Source organism: Arthrobacter sp. Y3221159 (assembly GCF_059089885.1).
Genome location: NZ_JBNHFC010000002.1, coordinates 21,834 through 38,057, shown reverse-complemented (window position 1 = coordinate 38,057; position 16,224 = coordinate 21,834). Strand labels below are relative to the sequence as shown.

Sequence of the window (16,224 nt, the reverse complement as noted above, 5' to 3'; positions counted from 1 at the left end):
TCCCGCAGGATCCTGCGAAGACCAGCCTGCGGGCCTATCCGGGCTCCTATTCTGGTGGTGACAGCGGTGGTTCCCCGGCCCCGCACCCCCAACGCCATCACACCAAGGACCCCAAAATTCGCACCCCATCTTTTGTGCTGTCCGCAGCCGCAGCACTGGTCTCAGCCGTCGCCCTGACTGCCACGTCCGTCCCCGCCGCAGCGGTACCCAAAGAGGACGCGGGCACCGCGGGCCGCTACATCGTCCAGTTCGCGGCGAATGCCAATGTGGAAGCCGAGGCGGCAAACCTGCGCGGGCAAGGGCTCGCCGTCGGCCATACCTTCAAAAACGCGCTCCGGGGCGCGGTGATCACGGCCAACCCCGCCCAGGCCGAGGCGCTGGCCCGGTCCGGCCGCGTCCTGTCGGTGGAGGCGGACGCCCCCGTCAGCATCTCCGGCACCCAGCAGCCTTCGCCCTGGGGCCTTGACCGGGTGGACCAGCGCGGCCTGCCGCTGTCCGGATCCTACTCGTGGACCGCTGCCGGGACCGGTGTGACCGCCTACGTGGTGGACACCGGCGTCCTGGCCTCCCACGCCGATTTCGGCGGCCGTGTGGCCGCAGGCTGGAGCGCGGTGACTGACGGCCTGGGCTCCGGCGACTGCAACGGCCACGGCACCCACGTCGCCGGAACCGTGGCGGGATCCACCTATGGCGTGGCAAAGGCGGCAACCGTGGTGCCCGTCCGGGTGCTCGACTGCAAGGGCTCCGGCTACAACTCGGACGTGGTGGCCGGACTGGACTGGATCGCGGCCCACCACCCGGCAGGCGTGCCGGCGGTGGCCAACCTCAGCCTCGGCGGCCCCGCCAGCACGGCGGTGGACACGGCCATCCAGGCAGTGATGAACGACGGCGTCTCCGCAGTGGTTGCCGCCGGCAACTCCGCCGTGGACGCGTGCGGCAGTTCACCCGCACGGGTGTCCGCGGCCGTCACCGTGGCTGCCAGCGATTCGGCAGACCGGCAGGCGTCCTTCTCCAACTACGGCTCCTGCGTGGACCTGTACGCCCCAGGCGTGGGCATAACGTCCACGTACTACACCTCCGCCACGGCAACGGCCTCCATGTCCGGTACATCCATGGCCGCGCCCCACGCTGCCGGCGCTGCCGCCGTGCTGCTCTCGCAGAACCCGGCCCTCACCCCGGCCCAGGTAGCCGGTTCACTCGTGTCCAACGCGACCGCCGGCGTCATCACCGGCGCCACCGGCGGAACCCCGAACCGGCTGCTGTACGCCGGCACCGTGGCTGCCGCGCCCGCGCCAGCTCCTGCTCCCGCGCCCGCTCCTGCACCCACAGTCACGGCCATTGCTCCCGGTGCGAACGCCACCTCGGTGGGGACCGGCAGCAACGTGACGGCCACCTTCAGCACTGCAGTACAGGGCGTCTCAGCGGCCACCTTCGTGCTCAAGAACGCGGCTGGCAGCAGCATTCCCGCCACCGTTACCTACAACGCCACCACCCGGACCGCCACCCTGGACCCCTCTGCCAGCCTCGCCGCCGACACCGTGTACACGGCTTCGCTGGTGGGTGGCTCCGCCGCCATCAGGGATGCAGCCGGAACCCCGCTGGCCTCCGCCAGCTGGAGCTTCCTGACCGGACCGGCCCCGGTGGTTACCGGCACCACCCCGGGCAGCAATGCTTCACTGGTGCGCCGCGGCAACAACATCAGCGTGAGCTTCAGTGAGGCGGTCCAGGGCGTCAACGGCACCACCTTCACCGTGAAGAACTCCGCCACGGGGGCCGTGGTATCGGCCACCGTTTTCCGGAACGGCACCACCAACCAGTGGATCCTGGACCCACAGCAGGCACTGGCCGCCAAAACCAAGTACACAGTGACGGTCACCGGCGGCGGGACGGCCGTCCGCGACCTGGCCGGAAACCAGCTGGCCACCCGCACCTGGCAGTTCACCACCGGCTCGTTCTAGGCCGGGAAGGGTTAGGGGATTATCCCGCCCTGCGGGGATAATCTTCACCCAAGGCAATCTTCACGGCGCAGGGATGGGCACAGTGGCACAGCAGGAACCAGCAGGCTACGGAACAGCTTCCGGAAGAACTGGGAAGCACGCCGGCAAGTGGCGGGCCTTCCACGACAAGTTCGTGGTGGAGGAACGCTACCTGGATCCTGCCGACCGGCGGGGCCTCTACCGGGCGGCTGTCATCCTCGTGACTGCCGGCGTGGCGCTCTTCGTGGCCACCCTCATCAGCGTGCTGCAGGCGGACGGGCTCTCCGCGGCAGATGGCCCGGTCCGCGACTGGCTGCTCGGCCTGAGGTCCAACACCCTGACGGTCATCATGATCTTCCTGGCCGTGGTGTTCGGGCCCATCGCCCTTCCCATCATCATCCTGGTAGTCGTTCTCGCGTGGGGCTTCGCCGCCAAGCATGCCTGGCGGCCCATCCTGCTGGCCTCCGCGATGCTGACGGGCGTCATCGTCTCGCAGATCATCCTCCAGGTCGTCCGACGCTCGCGGCCACCCGTGGACCAGATGCTCTTTGGCATCGACCACACTTTTTCGTTCCCCTCCGGCCACGTCCTGGGGGCATGCGACTTCCTGCTGGTGGGTGCCTTCCTGATCTTCTCCCGGCGGAAAAACACCCGCGCTGCGGTATGGGGCTTTATTGGGGCGGGCTTCGGCATTGTCCTGGCGGCGCTGAGCCGGCTGTACCTGGGGTACCACTGGCTCAGCGATGCACTCGCCTCGGTCTCCCTCTCGCTCATCATCCTGGGCGGAGTGATTGCCGTGGACACCTGGCGGACTGCGCGGATCCCGGGGGAGCGGATCACCGGGGAGCTGTCCAAGGCGGAGACGCAGGGCGAGTAGCCCCGCCTATTCAGGCGGGCGGCCGGGACCGGGCCCGCTTCAGGGCGCGGTGGAGTTTCACGTTGGCAGCCTCCAGTTCCAGCACCTTGGCCACGCCTGCAAGGTTCAGGCCCTGTTCCAGGAGTTCGCCAATGCGCAGCAGCACGGCGATGTCGTCGTCGCTGTACTGGCGGGTGCCACCCGCGGTCCGGGACGGGGTCAGCAATCCCTTGGTCTCGTACAACCGGATGTTCTGCTGGCCCGTCCCCGCCAGCTTGGCCGCAACCGAAATGGCGTAGAGCGCACGCCCGCTGGCTGGGCGCGGCGCCCGTCCTGCTCCGTCTGCCATGGGGCCTCCAAAATCGTCGTGCGGCGGTATTGCCTCAGTTTCCCACGGGTGCTATAAAAAATCTATATCCACCACCATAGATCGGCGGGGGATACAGAACCGATCCAACACTTACAAGCTGAAGGAGTGGGAAAAATGATGTTGATGCGTACGGACCCGTTCCGCGAGCTGGACCGGCTCACGCAGCAGGTCTTTGGAACCGCCGCCCGCCCGGCTGCCATGCCCATGGACGCCTGGCAGGAAGACGGTGAATTCGTTGTGGCATTTGACCTCCCGGGTGTCAAGGTTGACTCGCTGGACCTCAATGTCGAACGCAACGTCCTCACCGTCCGGGCCGAGCGCCAGGACCCCACGCAGCCGAACGTTGAGCTGGTGGCTGCGGAGCGTCCCCGCGGTGTCTTCAGCCGCCAGCTGATCCTCGGCGACACGCTGAACACGGACAACATCAAGGCAAGCTACGACCAAGGTGTCCTGACCCTGCGCATTCCCGTCGCCGAGCAGGCAAAGCCGCGCAAGATCGAGATCGACACGCAGCAGGGCCAGAGGCAGCAGATCTCAACCTAGCTCCCGAATACCGCCAGGCACGCGCACGGCGCCGCCCTGGCGGTGAAGTCCATGTCCGAACGGCGGCACCCGGGCCTTTCGTGCCCAGGCGCCGCCGGTGCGGAGGGCCAAGATGACTGACACTCCCGATTACTACGCCACCCTGCACGTCCGCCCGGACGCCAGCCAGCAAGAAATATCCAGGGCCTACCGGGCCCTGATGCGCAGCCACCATCCCGACATGGAGGGCGCCAGTGACCCGGAAGGCGAACTGCTGCGGATCATGCAGGCGTTCAGTGTCCTGCGCAATCCGCAGCGGCGCGCCGCCTACGACAAACAGCAGGCGGCCTCCGGTCCGCGGGTGATTCCCGTGCGGAAAGTGCCCGCCCGCGGCGGCGCCTCCGAACCTGCATTCAGGGTTACCCCCGTCCGCTGGGAGAGCGGGCCCTGGTCCTAGCAAACGGCGTGCAGGCAGCGTTCCGGGTGTCACCAACGGAAAAACGGCAGCAACGAAAACCGCGAGGAGGCGGAGACCTGCATGAGCGATTGGCGGCGCTACGATTCACACCTGATTCCGGCATTCCATGAGCGCTTCGAGCAGCGGTGGGGTGTTGGGACGGCACCTTTCCTCGACCCGGAAGCGCATGAGGAACCCCTGCCCCGGGCGCAATGGATCAATCCGGCCACGGGTGCGGCGCTGGCCGTGGTGCCGGTGTGGACGGCCGAGGAGAAGCAGCAAAGGTCGTTTGGCGTGTTCTACCTGCCGCCTGGCGGGGACATCTGGGTCCTCCGGCCCGGCTATACCGGCTACCTGGAACCCGCGGACGGCGAACCGGAACATCTGGTGACGCTCCGCAATGACGCTTTCCGCAAGGCCGTGGCGCACGCCAAGGAGTTCATCTTCGGATCCCAGTAGTTGCTGGCTGCGGCGGCTGCGGCAACGTTTCGCGCCGGGGGCAGGCCTGCTCGTCAGCAGGCTTACTGTATGCCATCCTGAGACGTACTTATTCGACCGTGACGAAGGCCCGCCCCATGCACATCACCGCCAAGGAACTCGCAGCACTCATCCCTCCGGGGTTCACGCTGGGTGTTGCCACCGCTGCGTTCCAGATCGAAGGGGCACTGGACGAGGACGGCCGCGGACCCGCCGGCTGGGACGTGTTTGCCGCCAAGCCCGGCGCCATCGTGGAGGACCACAGCCCGGTGGTTGCCTGCGACCACTACCACCGGATGCCCCAGGACGTTGCCCTGATGAAGCAGCTGGGCGTGGATTCGTACCGGTTTTCGTTCGCGTGGCCGCGCATCCAGCCCACAGGGAGCGGGCCAGCCAACAAAGCGGGCCTGGCTTTCTACGACAAGCTCCTCGACGAGTTGCTGGCCAATGGCATTTCGCCCATGGCCACTATCTACCACTGGGACACCCCGCTGGCGCTGGACGAGGCGGACGGCTGGCTGAACCGGGACACCGCCTACCGGCTGGGGGAGTACGCCGGGATCCTGGCCGATGCCTTCGGTGACCGGGTAGCCCGCTGGGTCACCATCAACGAACCCGCCACCGTCAGCACCAACGGCTACTCGCTGGGCCTGCACTCACCAGGCAAGGAGTTGCTCCTGGGCGCCTTTCCCACTGTCCACCACCAGCTGCTGGGGCACGGTTTGGCCATGCAGGCTCTGCGGGCCGCCAAGGTTGCGGGCGAGATCGGCATGACCAATGTCTACTCACCCATGGTCCCCAACTCGATCAACCCGCTGGACCGCATCAGTGCCGGGCTGATGGACCTGGCCCAGAACCGGCTCTACGCGGACCCCGTGCTCACCGGCAAGTATCCAGACCTGATCCGGGCCGCAAAGTTCTTTTCCTCCTTCGACCACCCGGAGGAGGACATGGCAGTCATTTCCCAGCCGCTGGATTTCTACGGCCTCAACTACTACATGCCCACCAAGGTGGCGGTGGGCCCGGGCGGTGGCGCGGTGCCCGCGAGCATGGCCGAAGCCATGGGCAGCGACCTCAGCGCGGCCGGCAGCGGCGGCACCCCCTTCCACGTGGAGACCTGGCCGGAGGCGGACATCACGTCCTACGGCTGGCCGGTGAAGCCGGAGTACATGGCGGTGGCCCTGAAGGAGATGGCCGAGCGGTACCCCAACCTGCCGCCGGTGATCCTTACCGAAGGCGGTGCCAGCTTCGAGGACATCATTGTCCGGGACAAGTCCACCAACACCCGGTTCATCCCGGATGAGCGCCGGCTGAAATACCTCTCGGACCACCTGGAAACGGCGCTGCGGGCAACCTCCCCGGGCGGCGAGGCGGAGTCCGTGGACCTGCGCGGCTACTACGTCTGGTCACTGCTGGACAACTTCGAGTGGTCCGCTGGCTACAACCAGCCGTTCGGGCTCCTGCACGTGGACTTCGAGACGCTGGACCGGACGCCGAAGGCCTCGTACTTCTGGCTCCAGGAGCTGATCGAGGAACGCGACCTGGCCGTGGCGGCAGGTGCTGCCATAGCGCAGGCCTTGGTGCCGGAGGAGTTTGAAGCGGAAGCGCCCGACGACGGCCTGTCCCCGCTGGGTGCCAGCGCCTAGGCCTGCGCCGGTTTCAGAGCATTCCCAGCATGGCCAGCTGCTTGGCCATTCCGGCGCCGTCCGGGGAGTAGATCCACGGGACCTTGGAGGCGGTGTGGTCGCCGTCCTCCGAGTGGCCGCCGGCAAACACGGACTCGCTGACGGAGAGCTGGCGGATGGCAATGGCCGCCACCTTGTCCGGGTTATCGCTGGCAAAGCCGGAATAGATGGCTTCGTCATGCTGGCCGTTGTCTCCGATCAGGAGCCACTGCATGTCCGGAAACTCCTTGCTCAGCCGTTCCAGGTTGCGGCGCTTGTGCTCCTGCCCGCTGCGGAACCAGCGATCCTGGGTCAGGCCCCAGTCCGTCAGCAGCAGGGCCCCCTTAGGGTACATGTTGCGGTTGAGGAACCGTGCCAGCGTGGGAGCAGCGTTCCATGGGCCGGTGGACAGGTACACCACCGGCGCGTCGGGGTGTTCAATGGTCAGCCGGTCCAGCAGGACTGCCATGCCGGGGGTAGCCATACGGGCCCGCTCGCTGAGCACGAAGGTGTTCCATAGGGCCAGGAACGGGCGGGGCAGGGCCGTCACCATGACGGTGTCGTCAATGTCCGAAACGATGCCGAATTTCACCTCGGGGGCGATCACCTGGATAAGGGCCTCGGCGGGCTCGGTCCCTTCGGCCCGCAGCACGGCGGTGTGCCAGCCGGGAGACAGCTGGACGCTGACCTCGGTGTCAATGATCCCGCCGCGGTCCGCACGCACGTGGGTGACAACATCGCCAATGGTGATTTCGACGTCGATGAACTGCAGCGGCACACCGGTGAACGCCCGCCAGCCGCGGATATTCTGGTTACCGTTCTTTGCAGCGGTTTCGGCCTTGCTGCCCGGGAGCGGCTTTTGCGTCATCAGGACCCTGCCCAGCACCCGGACCAGGGTGGTGGACCCGTAACCCTGGTAGGCGATGGTCTGGGGTACGAACTTCCAGCGCCTGGCCAGCTTGATCCGGACCCCGTTGAAGGCGTCGGAGATTCGGTGGGCCAGGCGGAAAACCTGGTTGCCTGATAGTCCAAGCCGATTGTCCATGTCCTGGCTGGAAGGGTTGGCGGGGTTCCGGTGCGAGTCCTGCGGAGCGGTGTCCATGGCTCCACTCTGCCACAGGGCGCCGGCCGGCGAGGAGGCCGTGGTAACGTAACGCCGCTCCGTGGCGCTGCCCTGCGGCGTCAACCCGTGCCAAGGATGCCGCGCAGGGTCTCCGCGTTCCGCACTGCGTTGCCGCCGCCGTCGTTATTGAAATAGGCGTAGACATCGAGGCCGTCAGCCGCCCATCCGCGGATCTGGTCCGCCCACCAGTGCAGGTCCGCGTCGGAGTAGGAGCCTGCGTAGAGGTGCTGGTGGTCCGGCCCGTGCAGCCGGACGTAGGCGAACGGGGCCGTGGTGCGCAGGAGGCAGGGCAGGTTGGCGCCGCTCATGATGCAGTAGGCGGCCTGGTGCCGTTCCAGCAGCGCGAACACCTCCGGGCTGTCCCAGGTGGGGTGGCGGAATTCCACGGAGACCCGGATCCAGGGCGGAACCGCCGCCAGGAAGTAGTCCAGCCGGGCATCGTCGCGTTCCATTTGCGGCGGCAACTGGACCAGCAGGACCGCCCGTTTGTCGCCCAGTTCATGCCAGCAGCGTTCGATCCGCTCCAGCCACACCTCGGGGGAGTAGAGCTTCCGGGCATGGGTAAGGCCGCGGGGAGCCTTGACCGACATGCTGAAACCCGGGGGCAGGCGCCGGTTCCAGCCGGCGAAGGTGGTGTCCCTGGGCCAGCGGTAGAAGCTGGCGTTGAGCTCGACGGTGTTGAAGCGCGCGACATAGTGCTGGAGCCTGTCCTTCACCGGGAGCCGGGGCGGGTACAGGACGTTCTCCCAGTGGTCGTAGCTCCACCCTGACGTGCCGATATGGACTGCCACCCCTGCAGGCTACACCGAATTGTGCCTTTCAACGGGCCCCCGGAAGGGCGCCACTGTGGCAGGGTAAGGTCATGGCGCGAATAGAGGATTACGCGGTGGTGGGGGACCTGCAGACCGGTGCCCTGGTGAGCAACGAGGGCTCCATCGACTGGCTGTGCCTGCCCCGCTTCGATTCCCCCGCCTGCTTCAGCGCGCTGCTGGACACGCCCGACGCCGGCCGCTGGCTTTTGGCGCCCAAGGACGGGGGGCCCTGCACGCGGCGGGGCTACCGCGACGGCACCCTGATCCTCGAAACGGAGTGGGAGACCCCCGAGGGGACGGTGCGGGTCACCGACTTCATGCCGCCCCGTGACGCGGTGGCGGACATCGTCCGCATCGTCGAAGGCGTCAGCGGCAGCGTGAAGATGCGCGGCGAACTGGTCATGCGGTTCGACTACGGCCACATCATTCCCTGGGTCCGCCGGGACAAGTACGGGCTGCATGCCATCGCGGGCCCGGATGCCGTCTACTTCGTCACCCCCGCGCCCCTCCAAAGCGAGAACATGCACACCATCAGCGAGTTCACCATCAGCGCGGGGGAGCGCATCCCGTTCGTGCTGACCTGGGCGCCCAGCCATGTGGGCCGGCCCCACACCGTGGACGCGGAGAAGGTCCTGGCCACCACCTATGCCTTCTGGCGTGGCTGGGCTTCGCAGTGCACCGTCAAAGGCGAATACCAGGAGGCCGTGCTGCGCTCCCTGGTTACCCTGAAGGCGCTGACCTACGCGCCGACCGGTGGAATTGTGGCAGCTGTGACCACGTCCCTGCCGGAGCAGCTGGGCGGACCGCGCAACTGGGACTACCGGTACTGCTGGCTGCGGGACGCCACAATGACGCTCCAGGCGCTCCTTGCGGCCGGATACAGCGCCGATGCAGCCGCCTGGCGGGACTGGCTGCTGCGCGCCGTTGCCGGCGACCCCGCGGACCTGCAGATCATGTACGGGATTCACGGCGAACGGCGGCTGCCCGAAATGGAGCTCTCCTGGCTGAAAGGCTACGAAAACTCTTCACCGGTCCGGATCGGGAATGGTGCCGCGGAACAGCTGCAGCTGGATGTCTGGGGTGAGGTGTTGGACTGCCTGGCGCTGACCCGCAACTCGCTGCTCAAGCACACGGACGAGGCCTGGGACCTGCAGTGCGCCCTGATGGAGCACCTGGAGACCATCTGGGACCAGCCGGACAACGGGCTGTGGGAAATGCGGGGTCCGCGCCGGCACTTCACGCATTCCAAGGTGATGGCCTGGGTGGCCGCGGACCGGATGGTGAAAGGTGTCCGCGAATCCGGGCTGCCGGGCCCCGTGGAGCGCTGGGAAACGCTGCGGGACACCATCCACCGCGACGTCATGGCCAACGGGTTCGACGCCGCCCGCAACACGTTCGTCCAGTCCTACGGCAGGCCGGAGCTGGACGCCAGCCTCCTGTTGATCCCGCGGGTGGGGTTCCTGCCGCCGGACGATCCGCGGGTCATCGGAACCATCGAGGCCATCCAGCGCGAGCTCACCGAGGGCGGCTTTGTCCTGCGCTACCGTCCGGCCGAGAGCGACGACGGGCTCCCGGGCGACGAGGGCGTGTTCCTGGCTTGCTCCTTCTGGCTGGTGGAGGCGCTCCTGGGGGCGGGCCGGCACGAGGAATCAAGGCAGCTTTTCGAACGCCTGCTGGAACTGCGGAACGATGTGGGGCTGCTGAGCGAGGAGTGGGCGGTCAAGGCCGGCCGCCAGCTGGGTAATACTCCGCAGGCTTTCAGCCACTTCGCCCTTGTGACTAGCGCTTTGGAGCTGCATCAGGATACGGTTCGCCGGAGTGATACCCCCATTCCGCCGGAATCGGCGGAACGGCGCAGAGGCGGCGCCGACAGGGGTACAGCTTCTCCTTCGCAGAATAGATAAGTATACTTACTAACACCTCATGGAGTGCTCCAAAAAGCACAGTGCCGTGACTGACGGAGGAGTGATTTTTATGGCCGGGTATTTTGAGCTCGTGGACGCGCCCGATGGCGGCTACAGGGTCCGGATGATGGATGGAACCGGAAACCTGATGGCCATCTCGGTGACCTTTCCCACCAAGAGGGCGGCAGTGGCCGGTGTGGCGATGGCCCGCGAAATAGCAGGCACCGGCCTGATCAGGGACAAGAGCCACGACGGCGCGGGCACCATCATCCGGGAGCGTGTGCGACCGGTTAATACCGCGAAAGAGGCGGCCGCCCGGCACAAGAGGGTGCCGGAGGCCAAACGGGCAGCGGTGGGCTGATGGTCCAGCCGCGGATGTCACCCCCTGGCGGGCAGCGCCGGGGGGTTCTCTTTGACGTCGACGGGACGCTGATCGACTCGTCCTACATCCACACCATTTCCTGGTGGGGAGCCTTCCGCCAGCAGGGCTACGACATACCCATGGCTTCCATCCACCACTTCGTGGGCATGGGCGGGGACCGCCTGGTGGATAACCTCCTGCCCCCGGACCGGGACCGGGAGGCGGACAAGGACGTCATGGCCAGCCACGGCGCGCTGTATGCCTCCCACTGGCCGGCGCTGCGGGCCTTCGACGGCGCCAGGGACCTGCTGGCCCGCTGCCACGACGACGGGCTTGCTGTTGCGCTCGCCTCTTCGGCGCGGAAGAAGGACCTGCAGGTCATGAAGGGCATCCTGGGCGCCGACCCCTTCATCGACGGTGCCACCAGCGCCAACGACGCCGAGAACAGCAAGCCGTCCCCTGACATCCTGGTTGCCGCCCTGGAAAAGCTCGGCGTGGAGGCCCGGAACGCAGTGTTCGTGGGCGACGCTGTATGGGACATGAAGGCCGCCGCAGCCCTCGGCATACCCTCGGTGGGAGTCACCTGCGGCGGTATCAATGCTGCAGAGTTGCGCGAGGCCGGCGCTGTTGAGATTTACGAGGGCCCGCGGGACCTTCTGGAGAATCTCGGGTCAAGCGCCATCGGCCAGCTGCTGCGGCAGGATTCCTAGGTTACTCAGACCGTCTGCCCGCCCGTGACCGTATCCTCGTCCCCGGCATTGGCGGGCTTTGCCCAGGACACCGCAACCCGCACGGAACCGTCGTCGTTACGGTCAATGTCCGTGACGATATCTGCCGCGCTGGCGCCCATCTCCAGGATTCTGGTGCGGTAGGTCTTCACCAGCGCCTCGAGGCTCTCCTCCGTCCACTCGCCCGGCCGTATGCGGGTAGAGATCTCGACCGGTTCCGGCTGGTACAGCGACATGGTGTTCCTCTTTCACTCGCACGGGCGTAGGGCTGGCCCTTCCTACGCTAGAAGCCCCCGGCCGGGACGACAAGTATTTGATCAGCCTGCTTACTTTTTCTCACACAAGTCGATAGCGTCGAAGGACGGGCGTTCCGTTCCACGGGAACACCAGAAGAGAAAGGGAAACTGTGAAAGCTCTGACCTGGCAAGGGAAACGCTCGGTAAGCGTCGAGGAAGTGCCGGACCCGGTGATCCAGGAGCCTACCGATGCGATCGTGCGCATCACCTCGACGGCGATCTGCGGCTCGGACCTGCACCTGTACGAGGTCCTGGGCCCGTACATGCACAAAGGCGATGTGATCGGCCACGAACCGATGGGCATCGTGGAGGAAGTGGGCAGCGCAGTCACCAACCTTCGCCCCGGGGACCGCGTGGTGGTGCCCTTCAATATCTCCTGCGGCCGCTGCTACATGTGCGAACAGGGCCTGCAGTCCCAGTGTGAAACCACCCAGGTGAAGGAGAAGGGTTCAGGAGCGGCCCTCTTCGGCTACTCGGAGCTGTACGGCTCGGTCCCCGGCGGGCAGGCCGAGTACTTGCGGGTCCCGCATGCGGACTACGGCCCGGTAAAGGTGGGAACAGAGCTTCCCGATGAGCGCTATCTTTTCCTCTCCGACATCCTTCCCACCGCCTGGCAGGCCGTGGAGTACGCGGACGTCCGGCCAGGCGGCACCCTTGCCGTGTTCGGCCTGGGGCCGGTGGGCCAGTTCGCCAGCCGGATCGGCGTCCACCGCGGCTTCCGCGTGGTGGGTGTGGACCCCGTCCCGGAGCGCCGGGAGATGGCCGCGCGGCACGGGGTGGAGGTGTTTGACTACACCAAGACCATTTCGGACGAACTGCGGGAGATGACCTCCGGCCGCGGCCCTGACGCGGTGGTGGACGCCGTCGGGATGGAAGCCCACGGTTCGCCGGTGGCAGGCTTCGCCCACCAGGCGCTGGGCCTGCTGCCGGACAAGCTGGCCCAGAAGGCGATGGAGACCGCCGGCGTGGACCGCCTGGCGGCCCTGCACACTTCGATCGACGCCGTGCGCCGCGGCGGGACCATCTCGCTCAGCGGCGTGTACGGCGGGCAGGCGAGCCCCATGCCGATGCTGACGCTGTTCGACAAGCAGATCCAGGTGCGGATGGGCCAGTGCAACGTCCGGCGCTGGACCGACGACCTGCTGCCGCTCGTTGAGGACGACGCCGATCCGCTGGGGGTGATGGACCTGGTCACCCACCGCTCGGGTCTGGAAGGTGCCCCTGCACTGTACGAAAAGTTCCAGAAGAAGGAGGACGGCTGCATCAAGGTGGTCCTGAACCCGGGCGCCTGAGCCGTTTACCAGCGGAGGCAGGGGCCGGGAGGCCTGAACGTCAACAGAAGCTGTTCATGGCCTCCTGGGCAACCTCCTGCATCTCGAACAGCAGCGGGTTCACCCCGAGGGTGGGCGGCCCGGGAGGGTAGGCCACGGTGATGGCCAGCTGTTTGCTGCCGTCCTCGCTGGTCATGGCGATGGTTCCGTAGCCGTCCACATCCCCGGGAAGCCCGTAGTAGAAGCGGTTGTTGCAGGTGTTGTTCCAGCGCCGCAGGGCAAAGCCGTAGTACTGCGAGTAGCCGCCCTTCATGGCGGTCACGGTGTCAGGTGCCAGCAGCCTGCCCTGCAGCAGCGCCGCGTAGAACCTGTTCACTTCCTGCACTGTGGATACGGCTCCATTGGAAGGTGCCTCGGCCAGCCAGGCGGGCGCGGCCGCGTCCCTGGGGATGCCCTCGATGGTGACGTAGCCGTGCACCATGCCTGCGGGCTGCGGGCCCCCAAGCGTGGATGCCTCCAGCCCCAGGGGGCCGGCAATGTCGGCTGCCAGGACCCGCCCGATGTCCTGGCCGCGGAGCCGCTCAACAATCAGGGCCAGCACCGCGTAGTTGGAGCGGGAGTAGTCGAAGATCCGTGCCAGCCTGCCGTCCCACGGCAGGGTGGCGGCGAGGCCCAGCTGCTGTTCGAGGGGGAGCGGCCGGCCCGCCAGCTCCTCCCAGTGTCCGGATGCCAGCAGGGGGAGGGAGAAGTCCGGAAGCCCGGATTCATGCGTCAGCAGCTGCCGGACGCTGACGGGGCCGGGCGGCTTCAGGACGGCGCCGAACTCCGGCAGGTATTCGCTGGCCTGGCCGTCAAGGTCCAGCCTGCCCTCCTCCACCAGCTTCAGCACGGAGACGGCCACCATGGACTCCGTGATGGTGCCGACGTGGACGGGATCGGCCACCGTTGCCGCTTCACGGGTCTCCAGGTTCCGGACCCCGGCGGCGTGGGTCCATGCGTCCTCGCCCATGGTGACGGCGATGAGGACTGCCGGGGCGCCGTCGTCGACCATCCTGGAACTGAAAGCCTCCAGCAGCGCGATGGCGGCGGGCTTGTCCGGGTCCGGGTCCGGGGGCTCTGGCTGCCCGATGCAGCCCGGACCGGCCAGCAGGATGACGGCACACAGCACAGCCGTCATGCACCTTGTGATGCGGCCCCTGCGGCTACCCATGGAACTATTCTTCCCCCAACTAAGTAGCGCCACCTGTCGTTTTGGGGTTCCAAAACGAGAGGTGGCGCTACCTGGTTGGGGAGTGCGGCTCAGGTGAGGCGGACCTGCCGGTTCATGTCCTTGTAGAGCAGGTACCGGAACTCGCCCGGGCCGCCGGCGTAGCAGGCCTGGGGGCAGAAGGCGCGCAGCCACATGAAGTCGCCTGCCTCTACCTCAACCCAGTCGTTGTTGAGCAGGTACATGGCCTTGCCCTCAAGGACGTACAGGCCGTGTTCCATGACGTGGGTTTCGGGGAACGGGATCACGCCGCCGGGCTGGAACGTCACGATGTTGACCTGCATGTCGTGTGCAAGGTCGTTGGAGTCGGTGAAGCGGGTGGTCTTCCAGACGTCGTTGGTGTCCGGCATCGACGTCGGCTCCACGTCCTTCTCGTTGGTGACGAAGGACTTGGCCTCGTATCCCTCCAGGCGTTCATAGGCCTTGCGGATCCAGTGGAAGGAGACGATATCGTCCGAGACGTTCTCCAGGCCCCACTGCGAGCCAGCAGCCAGGTAGGCGTAGCCGCCTTCCTCGAGCTGGTGCAGCTCGCCGTCCAGCGTCAGGTTGAGTTTGCCCTTGGTGACAAAGATGACGCCCTCCACGCCTTCCTCGAACTCGGCGCGCGGTGCTCCGCCGCCCGGGGCGATCTCCACGATCAGCTGGGAGAAGGTGGTGGCAAACCCGGAGATGGGGCGGGCGATGATCCACGAGCGGGTGTTGCTGAAGCCCGGCAGGTTGGAGGTGACGATGTCCGTCAGCACCCCCTTGGGAATCACTGTGTAGGCCTCGGTGACGATGGCGCGCTCGGTGGTGAGGTGGGTCTGCGGCGGCAGGCCGCCTTGCGGGTAGTAGTACTTGCCCATGGAGGGATTCCTTTGCTTAGGAGTTGGAGGTGGTGGCGAGCCTCGGGTGGGCCAGCGCGGTGAGCTGGGGAAGCCCGACGCCGGCGAGCGCCTGGACCTCATCGGCCCCCACTGCACCGCACTGGACGCCGCGCAGGACGAACGCGGCCAGTGCCCGGGCGGTGGCGGGTTCGTCCATGACGCCGCCCGCGGTCTGTTCCACGTAGTTGCGCAGCCGGGCTGCCGCCGCGGGCAGGCCCTGCCGGTAGAAGGCGTACGTGGCGGCAAACCTGCTGGGCAGCTGGGCAGGGTGCAGGTCCCAGCCCTGGTAGTAGCCCCGTTCCAGGGACCGCCGGACCAACCGCCCGTGCAGTTGCCAGGCGTTCTCCACGTTGTCGCCCACGGGGATGATGTTGGTGGAGCCGTCCGAGAGCCGGATGCCGGTGCCGGCCACCGCGAGCTGCATGACTTCCTTCGCGAAGTCCGCCACGGGGTGCTCCATGGACTGGTACTCCGCGGAGATCTGCAGCGACGCCGAGTAGTCGTAGGTGCCGTAATGCAGGCCGCTGATCCGGCCGGGCACTGCGTGCGGCAGTTGCGCCACCGGTGACGTGCCCTCCGGACCCAGGATGAGCTGGGGCGTTTCCACCTGGACCTCGAAACGCAGCCGGCCGGCGGGCAGCGAGTGCACCTGCTCCAGCCGGGACACGGCGAAGTCCATGGCCTGGACCTGGGCCACGGTGGTCACCTTGGGCAGGGTCAGTACCAGCCCCTCCGGCAGCTCGCCGGCGGCGGCCAGGCCGGAGACGAACAGGTCCAGTGTGCGCAGCCCGCGGGCCCGGGTGGCCGCTTCGAAGCACTTGAACCTGATACCGATGAATGGGGGAGCGGACCCGGCCGCGGCTGCGGCGGCCACAGCGGAAGCCGCGGCAACCGCCGCTGCGTCCTCGGCGTCGTCGCCCCTGTCTCCGAACCCGTCCTCGAAGTCGAGCCGGAGATCCTCGATGGGTTCGGAGGCCAGCTTCGCTTCCACCCGCGAGGCGACGGCCTCGGCGAGGCCGGGCTCCTGGCCCAGCAGGCTCCCCAGCCTCCCGAAGCCGCCGTGGGCCTCAACGGCAGCCTTGGCTTCGGTGCCCCACTCGGCAGCGAGCGACGGCGTGAAGCGGTCTGCGGGCACGTACACCGTGTGCACGGGCTGGCGCGAGCCGTCGTCGCCGGGATAGTTGTGTTCCAGGAGCCGGTCCGTGTCGGCCAGCTGGCCGTCGATGTGCGCCAGGTCCCCGGGTGTGAGCGAGGGTCTGGGTGATGCGGGCATG

17 protein-coding genes are annotated in these 16,224 nt (G+C 67.2%); 10 read left to right on the top strand and 7 right to left on the bottom strand.

Annotation, left to right across the window (positions count from 1 at the left end; all coding sequences use genetic code 11):
* Positions 1-134 precede the first annotated feature (134 nt).
* Both AC5RT3_RS02490 and AC5RT3_RS02485 read left to right on the top strand, forming a co-directional pair.
* Complete coding sequence (locus AC5RT3_RS02490) at positions 135-1,958, top strand: S8 family serine peptidase (protein WP_494123412.1); 1,824 nt, start codon at positions 135-137, stop codon at positions 1,956-1,958.
* A gap of 73 nt (positions 1,959-2,031) precedes the next feature.
* Positions 2,032-2,853 (top strand): phosphatase PAP2 family protein, encoded by an 822-nt coding sequence (locus AC5RT3_RS02485; RefSeq protein ID WP_494051753.1) that lies wholly within the window; start codon positions 2,032-2,034, stop codon positions 2,851-2,853.
* A gap of 10 nt (positions 2,854-2,863) precedes the next feature.
* Here AC5RT3_RS02485 and AC5RT3_RS02480 read toward each other — a convergent pair whose 3' ends face one another.
* Positions 2,864-3,181, bottom strand: coding sequence for a MerR family transcriptional regulator (locus AC5RT3_RS02480; RefSeq protein ID WP_009358512.1), 318 nt, complete (start codon positions 3,179-3,181; stop codon positions 2,864-2,866).
* A gap of 138 nt (positions 3,182-3,319) precedes the next feature.
* Between AC5RT3_RS02480 and AC5RT3_RS02475 the strand changes: the two genes are divergently transcribed.
* From AC5RT3_RS02475 to AC5RT3_RS02460, 4 genes are all read left to right on the top strand, one after another.
* Positions 3,320-3,745 (top strand): Hsp20/alpha crystallin family protein, encoded by a 426-nt coding sequence (locus tag AC5RT3_RS02475; protein WP_494009902.1) that lies wholly within the window; start codon positions 3,320-3,322, stop codon positions 3,743-3,745.
* A 112-nt stretch (positions 3,746-3,857) separates the two neighbouring features.
* The gene (locus AC5RT3_RS02470) at positions 3,858-4,181 is read left to right on the top strand and encodes a J domain-containing protein (RefSeq protein ID WP_494009485.1); all 324 of its coding nucleotides are present in this window, start codon (positions 3,858-3,860) and stop codon (positions 4,179-4,181) included.
* Positions 4,182-4,262: 81 nt separating this feature from the next.
* A complete protein-coding gene (locus AC5RT3_RS02465) occupies positions 4,263-4,640 on the top strand; it encodes a hypothetical protein (RefSeq protein WP_494102660.1) in 378 nt (125 codons plus the stop codon).
* 116 nt (positions 4,641-4,756) lie between these two features.
* Positions 4,757-6,304, top strand: a complete 1,548-nt coding sequence (locus AC5RT3_RS02460; RefSeq protein WP_494123556.1) for a glycoside hydrolase family 1 protein — start codon at positions 4,757-4,759, stop codon at positions 6,302-6,304.
* A 13-nt stretch (positions 6,305-6,317) separates the two neighbouring features.
* Here AC5RT3_RS02460 and AC5RT3_RS02455 read toward each other — a convergent pair whose 3' ends face one another.
* Together AC5RT3_RS02455 and AC5RT3_RS02450 are read right to left on the bottom strand one after the other, a co-directional pair.
* Positions 6,318-7,424, bottom strand: coding sequence for an App1 family protein phosphatidate phosphatase (locus tag AC5RT3_RS02455; RefSeq protein ID WP_494123411.1), 1,107 nt, complete (start codon positions 7,422-7,424; stop codon positions 6,318-6,320).
* A gap of 80 nt (positions 7,425-7,504) precedes the next feature.
* Positions 7,505-8,236: a DUF72 domain-containing protein gene (locus AC5RT3_RS02450; RefSeq protein WP_494123410.1), complete on the bottom strand. Its 732-nt coding sequence runs from the start codon at positions 8,234-8,236 to the stop codon at positions 7,505-7,507.
* 71 nt (positions 8,237-8,307) lie between these two features.
* Between AC5RT3_RS02450 and AC5RT3_RS02445 the strand changes: the two genes are divergently transcribed.
* The 3 genes from AC5RT3_RS02445 (at position 8,308) to AC5RT3_RS02435 (ending at position 11,232) form a co-directional block, all read left to right on the top strand.
* Positions 8,308-10,161: a glycoside hydrolase family 15 protein gene (locus AC5RT3_RS02445; RefSeq protein ID WP_494123409.1), complete on the top strand. Its 1,854-nt coding sequence runs from the start codon at positions 8,308-8,310 to the stop codon at positions 10,159-10,161.
* A gap of 70 nt (positions 10,162-10,231) precedes the next feature.
* Positions 10,232-10,522 (top strand): hypothetical protein, encoded by a 291-nt coding sequence (locus AC5RT3_RS02440; protein ID WP_494009479.1) that lies wholly within the window; start codon positions 10,232-10,234, stop codon positions 10,520-10,522.
* Positions 10,522-11,232 carry an HAD family hydrolase gene (locus tag AC5RT3_RS02435; RefSeq protein WP_494123408.1) on the top strand — a complete coding sequence of 237 codons (711 nt, stop codon included), beginning with the start codon at positions 10,522-10,524 and terminating at the stop codon, positions 11,230-11,232. The genes AC5RT3_RS02440 and AC5RT3_RS02435 overlap by 1 nt, the downstream gene beginning before the upstream one ends.
* A gap of 5 nt (positions 11,233-11,237) precedes the next feature.
* On the opposite strand, the gene AC5RT3_RS02430 is transcribed toward AC5RT3_RS02435, so the two are convergent.
* Complete coding sequence (locus AC5RT3_RS02430; protein ID WP_494123407.1) at positions 11,238-11,486, bottom strand: hypothetical protein; 249 nt, start codon at positions 11,484-11,486, stop codon at positions 11,238-11,240.
* Between the two features lie 170 nt (positions 11,487-11,656).
* On the opposite strand from AC5RT3_RS02430, the gene AC5RT3_RS02425 reads away from it, so the two are divergent.
* Entirely contained in the window at positions 11,657-12,838 is a 1,182-nt protein-coding gene (locus AC5RT3_RS02425; RefSeq protein ID WP_494051742.1) for a zinc-dependent alcohol dehydrogenase, read from the top strand.
* Positions 12,839-12,878: 40 nt separating this feature from the next.
* Here AC5RT3_RS02425 and AC5RT3_RS02420 read toward each other — a convergent pair whose 3' ends face one another.
* The 3 genes from AC5RT3_RS02420 to AC5RT3_RS02410 all read right to left on the bottom strand — a co-directional run bounded on the left by AC5RT3_RS02420 (position 12,879) and on the right by AC5RT3_RS02410 (position 16,223).
* Positions 12,879-14,027, bottom strand: a complete 1,149-nt coding sequence (locus tag AC5RT3_RS02420; RefSeq protein ID WP_494123406.1) for a serine hydrolase domain-containing protein — start codon at positions 14,025-14,027, stop codon at positions 12,879-12,881.
* 89 nt (positions 14,028-14,116) lie between these two features.
* A complete protein-coding gene (locus tag AC5RT3_RS02415) occupies positions 14,117-14,929 on the bottom strand; it encodes a bifunctional allantoicase/(S)-ureidoglycine aminohydrolase (RefSeq protein WP_494009474.1) in 813 nt (270 codons plus the stop codon).
* Between the two features lie 16 nt (positions 14,930-14,945).
* Complete coding sequence (locus tag AC5RT3_RS02410) at positions 14,946-16,223, bottom strand: DUF6986 family protein (RefSeq protein WP_494051740.1); 1,278 nt, start codon at positions 16,221-16,223, stop codon at positions 14,946-14,948.
* Between the last annotated feature and the right edge of the window lies 1 nt (position 16,224).